Genomic DNA, 17,639 nt, shown 5'->3' on the forward strand with positions numbered 1-17,639 from the left:
TTGTCGTTCCGGCTGAGAAGGTGCTTCGACGTGCTGAAATCCAAGAAGTTGACTCTGACACTGATATGGGGGGTGTGCGTGGCGCTGTGGGCAGCTCTGCTGTCCGCACCCCCGGCCGTGGCCGGCGCGCCTCCGTCGGACACGCCACGGCTCGACAGTCGCGGGCCCGCGGCCGTCGGGCAGGGCGGAACAGACCCGTCGACGGTCGCGCCCGCCCTCCGCGACAAGACGCTGCCGCGTGGCTGGCGTACCTCCTCCGATCTGGCCTGGACCACGGACGGCGACGCGACCGGCTTCCACCTGCTGGTGGCCGAGGCGCGGACGGGCTACACCTGGCGTACGGCGGCGACTCTGTCCGAGCCCTGGATCGAGAGCGACACCTGGGTGGGCAACGCGTGTGTCACCGCGTCCGGCCACCGGGCCGTGGTGGTCTACGCGCCCCGTCACTTCACCAACAGGGCCCATCTCTTCGACCGCGGGGCCTTCGCCGCCGTGGTGGACCTGAGGACCGGCGCGGTGAAGAAGCTCGGCGTCACGGTGTCGCTGGCGTACTACAACCCCGGGTGCGGGGCCGGCGAGAGCGCGGTGCTGACCCAGTCCGCGGTGGTCGACCGGGGGCGGACCCGGCTGCATGTGGTGGACACCGCGCGCGGCACGGTCGTCCGGTTGCACGAGATCGCCGGTGAGGTGACGTCCGCGGTCCCGGGGAGGAACGGGATCGTGGCGGCGTCGGGTGCCCGGCTCGTCGAGGTGGGGCGCTCCGGTGCCGTACGGACCCTGGCGTCCTCGAAGGGCGTGCCGTACCGGATCCATCCCGACGCGGAGAACGGGGTGGTGTTCACCGAACGCCATGGCTCGTCGGCGGTGGTGAAGCGGCTGTCCGGCCCGGCGGAGGTACGGGAGCTGGCCCGCGGGCCGCTGACCGGGGTCAAGGTACGGCCGGGCGGCGGCGGACGCGTGTTCGTCACCGGGACCCCGAGCAGGGTCGGCGACCTGCCGGAGCAGGTCGTACGGCTGAAGGTTCCGGCGGCGTCCGAGGTGTCCACCGCGGGCCTGCTCTCCTTCACCCATGAGGCGCCCGCGCCGGGGGCCAAGGCGGCTGCCGGGGCCGCGCGGCGCGGTACGGCGCAGGAGAGCGCCGGGCCCGGCACAGCGGAGGGCACCGTACTGCGTGCGAAGGTGACGGCCACCGGAGCGGCGGTGGACTTCGCGGTCGGCCCCGCCGACCGTATCGGCCGGTATGCCGCCCAGGGCAGCGCGCCCAGTCCTGTCGCGCCGGCCGCGGGCTCGGGCCGTGCGGCGGGGCGCGCCGGTGCCGGTATCGCCGCCGAGTCGTCCAGCGATCCGGTCGACCGCGACCGTACCTGCGCGATCGCGCGCAACGACTCCCGGGTGCAGGTGTACCAGCCGCACTGGAGTCAGGTGGAGTGGGCCGCCGACCTGGCGGTGCAGAAGACCCTCACCACGACCCGGCCGGCGAACTGGAAGCAGTCGGGGATGCCGGCCTCCTGGTCGCCGCAGCAGATGTTCCCGCCGATAGACCTGGCCGGAGGCGGACGGGTACCCGCCCAGATCCTGCTCGGTGTGATGGCCCAGGAGTCGAACCTCTGGCAGGCGTCGTTCCATGTCGCCGAAGGCGTGACCGGCAATCCGCTGGTCGGCAACTACTACGGGGTGGGGGACGGCTGGGGCATCGCCTGGGGCGACGCCGACTGCGGCTACGGCGTCTCCCAGGTGACGGACGGGATGCGGCTGGCCGGGCGGCAGAAGCCCGGCGAGACTCCGCTCTCTCCGGAGAAGCAGCTCGCGGTGGGCGTCGACTACGCCACGAACATCGCCGCCGGTCTGCGGATCCTCCAGGAGAAGTGGAACCAGACGTACCAGATGAATCTCCGCATCAACGACGGCAATCCGGCCCGTATCGAGTCGTGGTTCGCCGCGCTGTGGGCGTACAACAGCGGTATCAACCCGCAGGCCAGTACCGGCAACACCTCGGGCTGTACGCCGAGCCCCACCTGCACCGACGCGGACGGCAACTACGGTCTGGGGTGGACCAACAACCCGGCCAGGCCCGACTATCCGCCGGACCGGGCGCCCTTCCTCGACCACAACGCGTACGACGACGCCCGCAACCCGCAGTGGTGGCCTTACCCGGAGAAGGTCATCGGCTGGGCGGCGTACCCGATCGTCAAGACGACCGGTGGTGACAACTACGAGGCGGGGTACGCACAGGCCTGGTGGAACACCGAGGAGCTGAGGTCCGGGGCCAAGCCGCCGCTGGAGACGTTCTGCTCCCTGCACACCACCAACGGCAACCGCTGCAACCCCGACAACATCGGCCAGGGCCCCAACCCGTGCACCCGGGCCGACGCCCACTGCTGGTGGCACGCCCCCGTCTCGTGGAAGAACTGCGGGCAGAACGGCGAGGGCTGCGGTCATGAGGCCGACGTGCTCACCTCGCCGGGCACACCGGAACCGCCGGACGCCGACGCCACCGGGGCCTATCCCGACGAACAGCGGTCCCGTTACGCGCCGAGATGCTCGACCGGTCTGCCCTCCGGCGCGCTGCTCATCGACGACGTACCGGACACGGTGCCCGTCGTACGGAACAACTGCGCGCGGTCCTGGACCAGTTCGGGTTCGTTCGCGCTGTCGTTCGCGCAGCACTCCGACGGGCTGTACCACTCGAAGGTCGACTTCCATCAGATCGGCGGCGGATTCGGCGGCCACTTCTGGTTCACCCATTCACGGACGGCAGCCGACACCGCGGCGCGGAGCTGGGGAGTCACCGGGACCTGGACCCTGAACCGGTCGCTCAACCAGTGGGCCCGGGTGCTGGTGCACATGCCCGACCACGGGGCGCACACCCAGCAGGCCGCGTACAACGTCCACCTCGGCAACGGCCAGACCAGGAAACGGGTCGTGCTCCAGAAGACACAGCGTCATGAGTGGGTGTCCCTCGGGGCGTTCCCGTTCGCCGGAACCCCTTCGGTGTCGCTCAGTTCCGTCACCGCGGACGGCGACGGCACCCAGGACATCGCCTTCGACGCGGTGGCCTTCCAGCCCCTGGCGCAGAAGCCGGCCAGCCAGATCGTGGCGATCGGCGACTCGTACAGCTCGGGAGAGGGTGCGTCCCAGAACGCGCCGACCGACTACTACCAGGAGACCGACGACAGCGGCACCGGCGGCGCGGCATACCGGAACGGCTGCCACCGCTCCCGGCACGCCTGGTCCCGGCAGGCCGTTCTGCCCGGCACCTCGGAGGCGGTCGGGGCCCGCGAGGACCGGCTGGACCCCTCCATGGACTACCACCTGCTGGCCTGTTCCGGAGCCCAGACGGAGAATCTGCTGCCCGCCGGGGTGAGCAATGCCTTCGGCGAGAACGGCAGGGGCCAGCACCGGGAGCTGTCACAGCTCGACCGCGGCTTCCTCGACGCCAACACGACCATGGTCACTCTCAATATCGGCGGCAATGACGCGCACTTCGCCGATGTGATGAGGATGTGCACCGTCGAGACACCGAACCCACTGGACTTCTGCCAGTACTCGCAGGTGACCGACCCCTGGCTGGGCGAACCGGTCGCGGGGGACCTCAGCCGGATCCTGCCGCTGCTCATCAACGGAAAGGTCAAGCAGTCCATCGCGACGGTCCTGCAGAACATCCGCCAGCAGGCGCCCAACGCCAGAATCGTCCTGTCCGGATACCCCAGGCTGGCCCCGCCGCGTGCCATGGACCCGTATACGCGGAACGCCGACTGCATGATCCTGACCGGGCTGAACGAACTGGAGCTGGACTTCATCAACGATATGAGCGACCTGCTCAACGACGTCCTGCACGAGCACGCGGTGGCCCTCTCGAACTCGGGCATTCCGGTCACGTACTCCGACCCGCGTGACGAATTCGAGCTGGAGAACGTGTGCTCGTTCAACGAGACCATTCACCGGATCATTCTCCGCAAGACCGAAGGAGAGGACCCCGGCGCGAGTGCCTCGGCCCAGTCCTTCCATCCGACCGTCGCGGGCGCGCGGAACTACGCCGACGCCTTCGTCAACACACTGCGCGCCCGGATGGACGGGCAGGGGATGCCCGTACCACCGAGCAAGGCGGTCGCCGCCGCCGAACTCCAGGACCTGAGGGGCAATCAGCCCGGTTCGTCCTCGGGCTATCAACGCAGCCTGTTCCAGCACTGGCTGACCACCGACGGCCCCTGCGAGGTACGGCACGCGGTGCTGCGAAGGGACGGCACGGGCCTCACCCCGGCGACCGGCTGTCCCGTGACGGCGGGCCAGTGGTCCAGTCCGTACGACGGCACCGCGCACACCAGTCCGACGACACTGACCATCGACCATGTCGTCTCGCTCAAGGAGGCCTGGACATCGGGCGCCAGCCGCTGGACATCCGAGCAACGGCGGACCTTCGCCAATGACCAGGAGCACTCACAGCTCCTGTCGGTCTCGGTGAGCAGCAACTCCTCCAAGGGGGAACGGCCGCCGAACGTCTGGCTGCCCGCGCTCTCGCACTGGTGCACCTACGCCCGATCGTGGATCCACACCAAGCACATCTACCACCTGTCGGTCACCGACCCCGAGTACGACACCCTCGCCGAAATACTCAACACCCGCTGCTGAACCAGCCGGACGGCCGCCCGAGCGCACACTCCTCGGGCGGCCGTCCGGCCTTGCGCAGGCCACACCGACCGCGCGTCACCAGGACATCCGACCGCACCGATCCACGAAAGCCGCCGGTCGTCCTCCGGTGTGTCGGTGGGGACGCTGCAGCCTCTTCGACGGCGTCCGCCAGAGGCTGCGTTCCCGTCCCGGCGAGCGGGGTCACCGGCTCTCCCGAGTGCCCGGCCGGTCGTCGCGGTGCCGGTGTCCGGGGAGCATCTCCTGCACCTTTGCCTTGATTCCCTGTTTGATCACTCCGCCGCGGTCGCTGTCCCCCTTGACGATGGACGACACCATGGCTTCGGCCTGCTCGCGGGTGGCGTGCGGGGGAATGGGCGGCACGTCCGGGTCGGTACAGAAATCGATGACGAAGGGCCGGTCGGCACCGAGCGCCCTGTGCCATGCGGCCTCCACCTCACCGGGCTTCTCCACGCGTGCCCCGCCAAGTCCGATGGAGCGGGCGAAGTCGGCGTACGGCACGTCGGGGAGGGCCTGGGAGGGCAGGAACTGCGGGGCTCCGGACATGGCGCGCATCTCCCAGGTGACCTGGTTGAGGTCCTGGTTGTTGAGGACCGCGATGATCAGGCGCGGGTCTTCCCATTCCTGCCAGTACTTGGCCGCCGTGATCAGCTCGGCCATGCCGTTCATCTGCATGGCGCCGTCACCGACGATCGCCACAGCAGGGCGCCCGGGACTGGCGAACTTGGCGCCGATGGCGTAGGGAACGCCCGGGCCCATGGTGGCGAGCGTCCCCGAGATGGAGCCGCGCATCGTTCCCCGCATGCGCAGATGACGGGCGTACCAGTTGGCGGCGGAACCGGAGTCGGCGGTCAGGATCACATTGTCCGGCAGCAGGGCGTCGAGGGTGTGCACCACGTATTCGGGATTGATCGGGTGGGCGTCCACGGCCGCGCGCCGCTGCATCACCTCCCGCCAACGGGCGTTGTCCTTCTCGATCTTCGTACGCCAGGCACCGTGCTTTTTCCGCTTCAGCCTCGGCAGGAGCGCGGTGAGCGTGGCGGACGCGTCTCCGACGAGGTTCACCTCGAAGGGATAGCGCAGGCCGATCATGTGCGGGTCGATGTCGATCTGCACTGCGCGGGCCTGATCGAATTCAGGAAGGAACTGGCTGTACGGGAAACTGGAGCCCACCACAAGAAGGGTGTCGCAGTCCCGCATCATCTCGTAGGACGGACGGGTGCCCAGCAGACCGATCGCACCGGTGACGTACGGCAGATCATCCGGCAGGACGTCCTTGCCCAGGAGTGCTTTGGCCACGCCTGCGCCGAGGGTCTCCGCTACCACCTCGACCTGGGCGCGGGCGCCGCGGGCACCCTGCCCGATCAGAATCGCCGCCTTCTCACCGGAATTCAGCACCTCGGCCGCACGGACGATGTCCGCCTCCGCCGGTACGGGCGCGTAGGCGGGCAGGCCGAGGCTGGAGGGCACCATCTTGAAGGCGTGAGTGGGCGGGGAATAGTCCAGTTCCTGCACGTCCGCGGGGATGATGACCGCCGTCACCGTCCGTTTCGTGTACGCCGTGCGCATCGCCCGGTCGAGGACGTTGGGCAGTTGTTCCGGGACGGTCACCATCTCGCAGAAATCAGCGGCCACGTCCTTGTACAGACTCAGCAGGTCGATCTCCTGCTGGTAGGAGCCGCCCATGGCGCTGCGGTTGGTCTGCCCCGCGATCGCCACGACCGGCACGTGATCGAGCTTCGCGTCGTAGAGACCATTGAGCAGGTGAATGGCCCCAGGGCCGGAAGTCGCCGCGCACACACCTGCCTTGCCGGAGAACTTGGCGTAGCCCACGGCTTCGAACGCGGCCATCTCCTCATGCCTGGCCTGGACGAACTTCGGCCTGTTCTCCGCACGTCCCCAAGCGGCGAGGAGACCGTTGATTCCGTCGCCGGCGTAGGCGAAGACGTGATCGACCTCCCACTCACGAAGTCGTTGCAGAACGTAGTCGGACACCTTCATCGACACCGGTTTCCCTTCGTTTCCGGACATGGCTGTGCGTCGTCGGCTTCGGTTCGAACTTCAGCCCGTTGCGAGTCAGTTGCCGGTTGAGCTCGTCGAGCACAATGCCCGGCTCCACCACACACGTCTTCCGTTCGCTGTCGACCGACACCGGCCGATCGCAGTACTTCGTCCAGTCGACGACCACGGCAGCGTTCGTGCACTGGCCGCCCAGACCTGTTCCGGCGCCACGCGACAACACCGGCGCACGGAATCGCGCACGCGACGCCGCAGCGCCTCCTTCAGAGCGGGCATATCCAGAACCGTCTCGCCACCGGATGCCACGGCTTCCTCGTGGACTTCCGGCCCTGGTTCCGGCCTCATGACTCCCACTCTTTCCCTGAGTGCTTGGTCACGTCTCGATTCTGGGTGCGTCACAGGCGATCCCGCTCGCCGCCACGGGGCCGAACGGCCCAGCGCCCGGCCTGTGGCAGCCGGCGGTCCGCCGTCCACCCGGCTCGCTCCTGCCCGTGCGGGTCCGCCTCGCCCCGACCCGTACGGTGGGCACGGACACCGACGGCAGGACGGCGGAATGTTCCCGCCGTCCTGCCGCGACCGGCTTTCCCGAGGTCAGACCGGAGGGATCCGGCCGCGCCAGGCACCGCTCTCACTGCCGCGCTCCTCAATGAAGTGCTTGAAGCGCCGCAGGTCGCCCTTGGCCCGGTGATCGATGATGCCGACCATGTCGGCGGCCTTCTCCGCCATGCCCGTGGGCTCGACAATCATGGCGAGATGGACTCGTGTGCGGGCGTCGTCCAGCCGCTGGAAGGTGACGACGCCCACCTGCTTCACTTCCCCCGACACGGTGCGCCAAGCGACCCGCTCGTCCGGGATTTGATCGACGATTTCCGTGTCGAATTCCCTGCGGACACCGGCCACACTTGTGATCCAGCGGTTATGGCGGGCGTCGAGCTGAGTGATCTGCTCCACGCCCTCCATGAACTGCGGAAATTCCTCGAATTGCGTCCACTGGTTGTACGCGGTATGGACCGGTACCGTTACGTCCACGGAATCCGTGATCGTGCTCATCAGATGCCTCCTTTGAGAGAAGGGTGCGTAAATCGGCTGTCCGTTCCGCGAGGGATGAAACACCGGCCGTCGAAACGGCGAGCGCACCGTCCTCCATTCGGACTGAGCTGAAATCGCTTTCCCGTCTCCCGTGCCCTGGCCGACAGCGGGGGCGCGCTGGTGAACGGACCCGGTCGTCAGGGCAGTACGGCCACGGCCAGTGTGAAGGGGTGCCCGGCCGGGTCCGAGTAGAGCCGGGTGTCCCGCGGCCCGCCGTTGTCCTTGGTGTCCAGGGGCCGGGCGCCGAGGGCGATCAACTCGCGCTCCGCCTCGTCGATCTCCTCCCGTGACACCATGAACCGCAGATGTGGCTCCTGGGGGCTCTCGGGCCGTGGCCAGCTCGCCGGCGCGTAGCCGTGGTCCCGCCGGACCGCGAGATGGAACCCGCCGTGGCCGATGATTTCCAAGAAGTCCGGATCCATGCCGACGCGGATCTCGGCGCCGAGGAAGGACGAGTAGAACTCCGCCAGTTCGGCGGGCTCGGCACAGTCAAGGACGAGAACACTGGTCTTCGTGACGGTCATGCTGCTGCGCCTACCCCGGGTTGTCGTCCACACGCGGGGAGCAACGGGCAACTCGTACCGTCGCGTCCCGCGCCGATACGCTCCCGGCCGGGCTCGTACGCCCGGCGGTGTCACTCGTCCGGCACGTCACACTTCTCCAGCGGACGGACGGCCGGCCCCTGCCGCACCGAACCGTCGACGCCGAAACGGGAACCGTGGCAAGGACACTCCCAGACGGTCTCGGCATCGTTGAAAGCCACCAGGCACCCCAGATGAGTACACCGGGCGGACACGGCCTGGACGACGCCGTCCGCGTCCCGGTAGACCGCGCGGCGTCGGCCATTGACACGTACCACCGCGCCGGTGCCCGGCGAGATCTCCGCGACCGAGTCGACGTGCGTGGTACGCAGCCGGTCGCCGACGAAGTGCTGGGCGACATGGGCCTGTTGCTTCAGCAGAGCCGGCGCTTCGCGCAGTGTGCTCGCCAGCCGTCGCGGGTCGTAGAGGGCGGCCCACGGCGGCTCGTCCCCCTCGATCAGCTCGGTGAGAAGCCGGCCGGCCATGACGCCGCCGCTCATGCCCCAGCCTCCGAAGCCGGTGGCTACGTACGTGTGGCGGGAGCCTGCGTGGAAGGGGCCGACGAGCGGCACGGTGTCGGTGGAGTTGTTGTCCTGCGCGGCCCATCGGTATGCGGTGTCACCGACGTGGAACCGGGCGTGCATCCAGGCGTCCAGACGCCGAAACCCTTCGCGGGGGTCACCGGTGCCGGGGGTGAAGCTGTCGCCGGTGACGATGAGCAGACGGCGGTCCTTGTCGAGCGGTGCGGTGCGCACCGACCGCTTTCCCTCCTCCTGCGTGATGTACATGCCGGTCGGGGCGTGTTCGGCGGCGACCGGGGCGGCGACCACCAGTTCTCTGCGCGGGGAGAGCCGCGCGAAGATCAGCGCCCTGTCGAAGACGGGAAAGTGGGTGGCGACCACCACGTACCGAGCCGTGACAGTGTGGCCCGACTCGACGGTGACCTGACAGGGGCACCCCTCCGACAGGCCGGTCGCACGCGAGCGTTCGAAGATCAGGCCGCCTTTGGCCCGGAGATCCACCGCGAGGGCGAGCAGATACCTGCGGGGGTGGAACTGTGCCTGCGCGTCCACTCGGACGGCGCCGCTCACCTCGAACGGCAGCCCGACGCGGTCCACGTACGTCGCCGGGAGCCCGGCCGCCGCGGCTGCCTCGGCCTCGGCCTTCAGCTCGGGGACGGCGGCGGGGTCTGTTGCGTAGGTGTAGGCGGGGGCACGCTCCAGGTCGCACGCGATGCCGAGCGTGGCGACGATCTCGGCGACCCTTTCCACCGCGCCCTGCTGTGACCGCGCGTACAGCCGAGCGGCGTCCTGGCCCCGTGTCCGGCGCAGCCGGTCGTACACCAAGGTGTGCAGCGCGGAGACCTTGGCGGTGGTGTATCCGGTGACTCCGGCGGCGATCCGGTCGGCCTCCAGCACGGCGACCGTCCTGCCGGTGCCGGCCAGCTCCCATGCAGTGCTCAGCCCGGCGATGCCGCCACCCACCACAGCCACGTCGACGGTGATGTCTTCGTCCAGGGGCGGATGGTCGGTGGCGTCGGCGGTCGCCATCCAAAACGATTCGTCCTGTCCGGGCAGGGACCGCTGATCAGTCATGTCGGCCTTTCAAGGGGGTTGGATGTGCCAGGAAACAGCCTCGTGTCTGCGCCGTTACGCCTCGCGCCGAGGCATGCGCGCCCCCCAGGTCCCGACACACCCTAGGTCCTGGCCTGCCCGTTCCCCGGGATGCCGGGTCGTGGCGTCGTCGGCTTGTCGCGCGGTTCGCGGGTTCTTGAAGCGCCGCGACCTGCGCAACCGTGGTGCCGATGTCATTCGGCTCGGCGCGCGCTGTGGCGGGCGACGTCCAGGCGGACACGCGAAGGCAGTTGGTCCCAGCCCGCGGACCGGCGGGCCTGTTCCACGGCGGTACTCACGTCTTCGAGTACGTGCTCCGGTGTGCTGCCGGGGGCGAGGGTGAGTGCGATGAGGGCCTGTGGGTGAGTGGGAGGCCCGGAGATACGTGCCCTGCCGCGCCGGGTCCCGGGCAGTGTTCTGAGATCTGCGGCGAGGGCGTCGTTCAACGCGTGGTCGCTGACTGACACGGCTTTCCGAGGGGTGTCCCGGACGGGCAGTCGGCGGGGGCGCCATCGTCGGTGCTGGGACAGTAGCCACACCAGGGCGAGCAGTACGAGCAGGGCCAGGCCCGCGATGACGGTCGGCCACCACCAGCCCTGATCTGTCCACCGGGCCTGCTCAGCGCGAGGGACCAGGACGTTGTGCGGTGTGGCCGGCGGCCAGCCGGCGGGCGGTGTGAGGCCCCAGCGCCGGTAGAGGCCGGCGCCGGCGGTAAGCGTCAGGAGCCCGCTGCCCAGAAGCACCAGTCCGACGAGGCCCAGAAGAACGCGGTTGGTCTTGGTGGGTACCCTCATTGTCTTCTCCCGTGCTTGTCCGCGTCCTGGTCCTGGGACCATCAGGTCGGGCTCCGGCGCACGCGGACCGCAGGCCGCGGCGAGCGGGCCAGGGCGAGTTGTTCGCGTTGTTCGCGCCGGATGGTGTCGGTGAGCTCGTCCTTGACGTCGGCTGTGTCGCGGAACCGCACGTCAGCACGGACCGTGACCTTGCGCCGGCGTACCCGGACCCGAGCTGCGTTGACCCCTGGGACCCGCATGGCGGCGTCGCGCAGGAGCAGGCCCGCGCTCTTGCGGTCAAGTACCGCGCACATGGGTCCACGGCTGTCGGCGGGGACCCGCAAGGGCAGTTGGCGTCGCAGGCCGGGTGTGAGGGCAAGCACGATCAGCCATATGCCCAGAGCGGCTGCGACGGCCGCGCCGGTGAGGATCCAGACGTCGTCCACCGGCCGGGTGGCGACCTCGTCGGCCAGGTGGGTCCACCAGGCCGTGGCGGGATGTCCGGTGCGTACCCAGACGGCTTCGAAGAGCAGGGCGCCCACTGCGAACAGAATCAGCGAAGCGGCCGTGGCGGCAGCGAATCTGCGTGCTCCCCAAGGGCGGTGAGCCGGTGCTCGGGCCGGTGCTTCTCGACGCGGCGGTTCAACGGGCGGTGAATCGCGTCGCGGCGAATTCTCAGCCGCTGCGGTGTCCGGTCGCCGTCGCGGCATCTCGCTTCCGCTCTCGGGTGGAGCGCTCGGGTTACGGGAAGTCATGATCGTCCTGTCGTCCGTGTGATGTGCCGCCAGATCATCGGACCCTTCGCCGCCGCAGGCTCTCACCGGGGACAAGCCGCTGAACGGACACGGTGATGTCGTCAATACGCATACCGGTCAGGTGAGCCACCCGCTCGGCGATGTAGTGGCGAATCTCGCCGCAGGCGCCGGCGATATCGATGGGATAGGGCAGGTCCAGGGAGATTCCGAGACGGGCCGAGCCGTCGTGGACGGCGGCTGTGGAACGGGGGGTGCCCAGGCCGAAGCGGGCGGAAGGCCCACCGCCTCCTTGACGGCTCAGGGCTTCACGCGCCGCTTGGGCCGTGATACGGGCCACCACGGTGCCGGGGATCAGGGTCGCACCGCGCAGGGCGGGAGCCGGGAGGGAGAGGCGAGTCTCCCTGCTCATGCCTTCCGGACCGCCCAGGAGGGGACGCGACGGGGCCCGGTCGCTCACCGCACCCGCGTCCTGTACTCGGTGCGGGGGGCGGTCCCGTATCCGGTCCGACGGCGGTCGGCCTCCTGGCGTCCGTCACCGCTTGTCTCCCGGCGTCCATCACCGCTTCGGGTGGGTACGTAGTCGGCGACATGCACGTCGCCTCGCGCCAGGTAACCGGCGATCAGGCCCGCCAGGCCCAGGACCGCCACCACGATGAAAGCCCCGAAGCCGCCGAAGTAGCCGGCGAAACCCAATGCCAGGCCGGTCATGAGCCCCGCAATAGTTGTGTTCATCGTATGCGCCCTTCTCATGTCGTGGCTTCTTCCCGCGCGCAGCTCCCGGCCGTGCGCCAGGGGAGGGGAGGTCTGCGGATCACTCCAAAGGTTCGTCCCGTTCGTCCTCGCCACCCGGCAGATCAATGTCGTCGACGGCGATGTTCACCTCGACGACCTCCAGTCCGGTCATGCGTTCCATCGCCGAGATGACATTGACACGGACATTGGCGGCGACGTCGTCGATGGGGAAGCCGTAGTCGACGACCACGTCTACGTCCACAGCCGCCTGGCGCTCGCCCACCTCGACGTGCACACCGCGGGTGACGCTGGGCTGCGCGCCCGGCACCCGCTCACGGACGCCCCCAATGGTCCGCGCCATTCCGGAACCGAGGTTGTGGATGCCGGGGACCTCGCGGGTCGCCACCCCGACGATCTTCTCCGCGACGCTGTCCGCGATCGTGGTCCGCCCGCGGCTCTCCGGCGGGGGAAGGCTGCCCTTCGAACCTTGTCGCGCCGATGTCTCGTCGGCAGCCCAGCGCCCTTCAGCGGCCGGGCGGTGTGTTGTGTCCGTCATGACATTCTCCTGGGGGGATACGGACGCCTGTTCGGCGCCCATCAATCGTTGGACACCAAAAAACCGAAATCGTCACACTTATCCGTGCTGCGCATCACGTAAGCTCGAAACGTGGGTGCCCGGCCCGACCGCAGTGGCCAGGCACACCGAGTGCGGCGGCGGTCACGCGGCCCACGAAGCAGTCGCTCGGGAAGCGAACAGTGGATGCGAAGCAGGGAAAGCGCTCACCACCGCGACGGCGTGCGACTCCGCCCCCGGCCACCAGGCCCGATGCACCTGAGGCCGAGCGGATCGGTGATGCCGGCGACGACCTGGGCGGCCTGGACGACGGGCTGTTGATCGCCCGGGCATCCGAAGGCGACGACGACGCGTTCGCTGTACTGGTCCACCGCCACAGCGCACCGCTGCTGGCACTGGCGTACCACATGCTGGGTAACCTCCCGGATGCCGAGGAGGCCGTGCAGGACGCCTTCATCAGCGCATGGCGGCGCCTCCCGGAGTTCCGCGGGGACGCCACCTTCCGCACGTGGATGTATCGCATCGTCACCAACCGATGCCTCAACGTCCGGCGCGGGCAAGCGTTTTCGGTGTCCTTGGAAACCGTGCCCGAACCGACGGCGCACGACGCCGGCGGCGAACCCGCCCGTGCCGCCGAAAACGCCGCTGCCACGGCCGCGTTGGCCCAGGCGCTCCACGGCCTCCAGCCCGGCCAGCGCGCCTGCTGGATCCTGCGGGAGCTGCACGGACTGTCGTACGAGGAGGTCGCACATGTCCTGGGCGAGAGCGAACAGACCGTACGCGGCCGGCTCTTCCGGGCGCGCCGCACCCTCATGAAGGAGATGTCCTCATGGCGCTAGACGACCCCCGTGCCACACGCCGGCGCGACGAGCCGGCCTCGCCGCGCCAGGACTCGGACGCCGCAAAGCTCGTCGGGAACGAGCGACTGCCCTGCGGGCGACTGGTCAGTCACGTCTGGCAGCAGGTGCGCGGGCCCAGCGACCAGAACGACCCCCACACGGCCGACTGCGTGTTCTGCCGACAGGCGATCGAGGGGTTGACAGCCCTGGACAACACCACCGCGACACTCCGTGCCGAACACCCCGGCGCCGACAGCGTCGCGCGGCGGGTCATGCGCGCGGTACGCGCCGAGGTGCGGCTCGGTCGACTGCTGCCCTTGGACGATCCGGCGCGAGAACTGCGGATCGCGGAGACCGCGGCGGCGAAGGTCCTGCGCGGGGCCGCCGACCGCGTCCCCGGAGTGCGTGCGGCAAGCTGCCGCCTCAGCCCCGACGACGGCAGCAGAAAGGTGACCGTCACCATGACCCTCGCCATGACTCTCGACCAGCCCCTCGTCGGCCGGGCCGCCGCGGTGCGCCGGGCCGTCGCGTACTCCGCCGAACAAGGGCTCGGTATCGCCGTCAACGGCATCGACCTGAGGATCGTGTCCGTACTGGAGCCTCTGACACGCACGGCCTCTGCCGAACCCTCGGAACGGAAGAGGAGCGGACTGTGACCCCGGGAAACACAACACGCATCGAGCACACCGCCGCCCGGGCAGCGCTGGCGGTCCCCGGGGTGGCCGGACTACAGCCCGGCCTCCGCCAGGCCCTGGCCGGTGCCGCCATTCGGGTCCGGGAGGCCATCGGCTCCCCGGCAGTGTCCCCCGAGGCCGGCATCCACGTCGAACGCACCCCCGGATCCAGGGCCTTGCACATCGAAGTCCGTTGCGTACTCACCGACGACCGCCGCGCTCTGGACACCGCACGCGACGTCCGCGAGAACGTCCGATCGGCGGTCGGTTCACACGTAACCCGCCACGGCGTACCGCAACCCATCACCGTTGTCGTCACCGTCACGCATATCACCGAACACCGTCCGTCACTCCAACCGGGGGACCACCGGCCCGTGACACCAACGGCGGCTCCGACCGGCCCGTGTAATGCCGCGTCTCAAGGGTGGCAGGGACCCGACGAGATCCCCGGTCGGTACGCACGCTCCCCGGCCGTCCCGAGTGGTCGCGCGTCCCCGTTGCGCCGACCCTGGAAGACAGGGCGGGCGCGATTCCATCCGACGGACGACGTGGTGGTGGTTCCATGGCCGTATTGCGAACGGACAGACCTCAGCGCACACTCTCGATCCCCGGCGTCTACGCTCCGCAGCAGGACTCTCACCTGCTGATGCGGGCCATTCGCAACGAGGGCGTCGGGCCGGGCATGGACGTGCTCGACCTCGGCACCGGGACCGGAGTCCTGGCCCTGGGCGCGGCCCGGCTCGGCGCCCGGGTGACAGCCATCGATGTCTCGCGGCGGGCGGTGCTGTGCGCACGCGTGAATGCCGTGTTGTCCCGCCAGCGGGTCACCGTACGCCGCCGTGACGTGTCCACGATCGCGTCGTCCTACGGCGGGCGTTACGACGTGGTGATCAGCAACCCGCCGTACGTACCCACGCCTCCGGTCGGACTCCTGCGGACCGGAGCGGACCGTGCCCGGGACGGCGGACACGACGGGCGGGCCCTTGTGGACCAGGTCTGCGCCTGCGCCGCGACCGCGCTTCGGCCCCGTGGCGTGCTGCTCATGGTCCACTCCGGGCTGTGCGGGTCCGAGATCACGATTGACCGGCTGGCGGAGGACGGCCTGCGCGCGCAGGTGTGTGACCGCGTGCTGGTTCCCTTCGGGCCGGTCATGCGTTCCCGACTGGCATGGCTGCGTGAGCGGGGCCTGATGGACGAAGGACAGGACACGGAGGAACTGGTGGTCATACGTGCCGAACACCCCTGAGAGCCCTCGCCGCATACGCCTCGGACGCAACGGTCCGATGCTGGTGGAAGGACCGGTCACCGTCACGGGCGACGACGGTGTCAGTGTCACCTCGGAACGCTTCATGGTGGCGGTGTGCACGTGCCACCGTAGCCGCGCCTATCCGTGGTGCGACACCAGCCACCGCCGCCGAGCGCCTGAGACGCCCGGACGGCCCGGTCGTACGGACACCACACCTGGGGCGGACGGCTCCCGGTCCACCTGCGACGGCAAGGGCGGAGATCCGGAATGACCGCGACGGCGTACATCGAGTCCCGGCTCACCCACCCAGGACTGCCGACACCGCGCGGCGACCTGTCCGCGGCGGTACTCGCGTCCCTGCGCGACGGGCGGTGCCCGCCGCCCGGGCCGGAGGCAGTGGAGCCTGCGGCCGATCCATACGGCGGGGATGTCCAACTCGCGCTGTACGCACTGTATGAGCTGCACTATCAGGGGTTCGACGGGGTCGGCGACGACCGCGAGTGGGATCCGGGCCTGCTGAGGCTGCGCGCCGAGTTGGAACGACGCTACCTGGATGCTCTGCGAGCGGACGCGCCGGGCGCGGCGAGCGCCGACGCGGCCCTGGCGCGGATCCTCGTGGAGCCCGCCGACGAGGACGCGGGCGTCAGCCACTATCTGCAGCATGAGGGCCGGCTGGAACAGCTACGCGAGTACGTGGCCCTGCGTTCCCTGTACCACCTCAAGGAGGCGGATCCGCATGCCTGGGTGATCCCGCGGCTCCACGGGCGAGCCAAGGCGGCCATGGTGGCGGTGGAGTTCGACGAGTTCGGTGCCGGGCGCGCCGACCGCGTTCACGCGCGCCTGTTCGCCGACTTGATGGACGACCTCGGCCTGGAGCGCGGTTACGGCCGCTACGTCGACGAGGCACCGGCGGAGGCGCTGGCTCCGGTGACCATGATGTCGCTGCTCGGGTTGCACCGAGCCCTGCGAGGCGCTCTGATCGGCCATTTCGCGGCCCTTGAGGTGACCTCCTCACCGGGCTCGCGCCGACTGGCCGAGGCGATGCGCCGCACGGACGCCGGACCGGCCGCGGAACGCTTCTACGACGAACACGTGGAGGCCGATGCCGTCCACGAACAAGTCGTCCGGCACGAGATCGTCGCGCCTCTGCTGGCTGACGAACCTCATCTGGAACCGGACGTGGTTTTCGGCATCGAGGCCACCGGCCTGCTGGAGGACCGGCTCGGCGCGCACCTGCTGCACGAGTGGCGGCGGGGACGGTCCGCCTTGTGCCCTCCGGAGCGGCCGGCCGAGGACGGGGCTTGACTGTGCTGAGCAGCCGGAGAACGGGACAAGCGGGCGGCCCGGGCCGAGGTCTACTTCGAGAGGATTCGAGAGGAGATGACCGCGATGGCGGTGCGGCGCGACACGGCAGGCGGGCAAGCGTACGACGCCACTCCCTATCTGCCCGACCGCGGCGGACTTCCGGCCTACCGGGAGGCCGCAGCCGGCTGCGAAGGCTGCCCGCTCCACGTCGGCACGACGCAGACTGTCTTCGGTTCGGGCAGCGCATCCGCACGCCTCGTACTCGTCGGCGAGCAGCCGGGCGACCAGGAGGACCGACGGGGAGAGCCGTTCGTCGGGCCGGCCGGCGGTGTACTGCGAAAGGCTCTGGAAGAGGCCGGGCTCGACATCGGAGAGTCGTACCTCACCAACGCCGTGAAGCACTTCAAGTACACATCGACAGGACCGGGCAAGCGACGCATCCACAAGCCGCCGACACTGCGGGAGGTGAGCGCCTGCCGTCCCTGGCTGACGGCCGAACTCCGGCTGATCGGTCCACATGTGGTCGTGGCGCTCGGCGCGACCGCCGCGAAGGCGTTGTTCGGGCCGTCCTTCAGGGTGACCAAGGACAGAGGCGCGCTGTTTTCCCCAGGCGAATGGGGTGATGGGACCGGAGGGAAGGCGTGCGCCCTGGCGACGATCCACCCCTCGGCGGTCCTGCGCTCCGATGAGCGTGAGGCCGCGTACGCGGGACTTGTGTCGGACCTCCGCGTCGCCGCGGCTGCTCTGCGCTGAACGACTCCCGGACCGATGCCTTCCCGCTCATGGAGGTCT

At 69.5% G+C, this 17,639-nt stretch carries 16 protein-coding genes and 1 pseudogene; 7 read left to right on the forward strand and 10 right to left on the reverse strand.

Annotated elements, in window-relative coordinates; translation table 11 throughout:
• Positions 1 to 30: 30 nt before the first annotated feature.
• Positions 31 to 4,629 carry an SGNH/GDSL hydrolase family protein gene (locus WH07_RS00630; RefSeq protein WP_157877155.1) on the forward strand — a complete coding sequence of 1,533 codons (4,599 nt, stop codon included), beginning with the start codon at positions 31 to 33 and terminating at the stop codon, positions 4,627 to 4,629.
• Between the two features lie 201 nt (positions 4,630 to 4,830).
• On the opposite strand, the gene WH07_RS00635 is transcribed toward WH07_RS00630, so the two are convergent.
• From WH07_RS00635 to WH07_RS00675, 10 genes and pseudogenes are all read right to left on the reverse strand, one after another.
• A complete protein-coding gene (locus WH07_RS00635) occupies positions 4,831 to 6,648 on the reverse strand; it encodes a thiamine pyrophosphate-requiring protein (RefSeq protein WP_046494192.1) in 1,818 nt (605 codons plus the stop codon).
• 28 nt (positions 6,649 to 6,676) lie between these two features.
• Positions 6,677 to 6,967, reverse strand: a pseudogene (locus WH07_RS36880) (FAD-binding oxidoreductase); the annotation flags it as partial.
• 290 nt (positions 6,968 to 7,257) lie between these two features.
• The gene (locus WH07_RS00640; protein WP_046494193.1) at positions 7,258 to 7,716 is read right to left on the reverse strand and encodes an SRPBCC family protein; all 459 of its coding nucleotides are present in this window, start codon (positions 7,714 to 7,716) and stop codon (positions 7,258 to 7,260) included.
• Between the two features lie 176 nt (positions 7,717 to 7,892).
• The gene (locus tag WH07_RS00645) at positions 7,893 to 8,279 is read right to left on the reverse strand and encodes a VOC family protein (RefSeq protein ID WP_046494194.1); all 387 of its coding nucleotides are present in this window, start codon (positions 8,277 to 8,279) and stop codon (positions 7,893 to 7,895) included.
• 110 nt (positions 8,280 to 8,389) lie between these two features.
• The gene (locus WH07_RS00650; RefSeq protein WP_046494195.1) at positions 8,390 to 9,931 is read right to left on the reverse strand and encodes an FAD-dependent oxidoreductase; all 1,542 of its coding nucleotides are present in this window, start codon (positions 9,929 to 9,931) and stop codon (positions 8,390 to 8,392) included.
• A gap of 212 nt (positions 9,932 to 10,143) precedes the next feature.
• Positions 10,144 to 10,743, reverse strand: coding sequence for a hypothetical protein (locus WH07_RS00655; RefSeq protein WP_046494196.1), 600 nt, complete (start codon positions 10,741 to 10,743; stop codon positions 10,144 to 10,146).
• 41 nt (positions 10,744 to 10,784) lie between these two features.
• Positions 10,785 to 11,264, reverse strand: a complete 480-nt coding sequence (locus WH07_RS00660) for a DUF6286 domain-containing protein (RefSeq protein WP_232788652.1) — start codon at positions 11,262 to 11,264, stop codon at positions 10,785 to 10,787.
• A gap of 247 nt (positions 11,265 to 11,511) precedes the next feature.
• Positions 11,512 to 11,886 (reverse strand): Asp23/Gls24 family envelope stress response protein, encoded by a 375-nt coding sequence (locus WH07_RS00665; RefSeq protein ID WP_046494259.1) that lies wholly within the window; start codon positions 11,884 to 11,886, stop codon positions 11,512 to 11,514.
• A gap of 44 nt (positions 11,887 to 11,930) precedes the next feature.
• Positions 11,931 to 12,209 carry a hypothetical protein gene (locus WH07_RS36885; RefSeq protein ID WP_106409483.1) on the reverse strand — a complete coding sequence of 93 codons (279 nt, stop codon included), beginning with the start codon at positions 12,207 to 12,209 and terminating at the stop codon, positions 11,931 to 11,933.
• Between the two features lie 79 nt (positions 12,210 to 12,288).
• Positions 12,289 to 12,765 carry an Asp23/Gls24 family envelope stress response protein gene (locus WH07_RS00675; protein WP_046494197.1) on the reverse strand — a complete coding sequence of 159 codons (477 nt, stop codon included), beginning with the start codon at positions 12,763 to 12,765 and terminating at the stop codon, positions 12,289 to 12,291.
• Positions 12,766 to 13,055: 290 nt separating this feature from the next.
• On the opposite strand from WH07_RS00675, the gene WH07_RS00680 reads away from it, so the two are divergent.
• The 6 genes from WH07_RS00680 (at position 13,056) to WH07_RS00700 (ending at position 17,600) form a co-directional block, all read left to right on the forward strand.
• Positions 13,056 to 13,622: an RNA polymerase sigma factor gene (locus WH07_RS00680; RefSeq protein WP_046494261.1), complete on the forward strand. Its 567-nt coding sequence runs from the start codon at positions 13,056 to 13,058 to the stop codon at positions 13,620 to 13,622.
• Positions 13,613 to 14,278 carry a hypothetical protein gene (locus tag WH07_RS00685; RefSeq protein ID WP_046494198.1) on the forward strand — a complete coding sequence of 222 codons (666 nt, stop codon included), beginning with the start codon at positions 13,613 to 13,615 and terminating at the stop codon, positions 14,276 to 14,278. The genes WH07_RS00680 and WH07_RS00685 overlap by 10 nt, the downstream gene beginning before the upstream one ends.
• A 580-nt stretch (positions 14,279 to 14,858) precedes the next feature.
• Complete coding sequence (locus tag WH07_RS00690) at positions 14,859 to 15,542, forward strand: HemK2/MTQ2 family protein methyltransferase (RefSeq protein ID WP_046494199.1); 684 nt, start codon at positions 14,859 to 14,861, stop codon at positions 15,540 to 15,542.
• A 37-nt stretch (positions 15,543 to 15,579) separates the two neighbouring features.
• On the forward strand, positions 15,580 to 15,813 hold the full coding sequence (locus WH07_RS36895) for a CDGSH iron-sulfur domain-containing protein (RefSeq protein ID WP_079022839.1): 234 nt from the start codon (positions 15,580 to 15,582) through the stop codon (positions 15,811 to 15,813).
• Positions 15,810 to 16,847, forward strand: coding sequence for an iron-containing redox enzyme family protein (locus tag WH07_RS00695; RefSeq protein ID WP_046494200.1), 1,038 nt, complete (start codon positions 15,810 to 15,812; stop codon positions 16,845 to 16,847). Before WH07_RS36895 ends, WH07_RS00695 begins: the two co-directional genes overlap by 4 nt.
• 84 nt (positions 16,848 to 16,931) lie before the next feature.
• Entirely contained in the window at positions 16,932 to 17,600 is a 669-nt protein-coding gene (locus WH07_RS00700; protein WP_198533692.1) for a UdgX family uracil-DNA binding protein, read from the forward strand.
• The last annotated feature ends 39 nt before the right edge of the window (positions 17,601 to 17,639 follow it).

The organism is Streptomyces odonnellii (genome assembly GCF_000981895.1).
Classification (GTDB): Bacteria; Actinomycetota; Actinomycetes; order Streptomycetales; family Streptomycetaceae; genus Streptomyces; species Streptomyces odonnellii.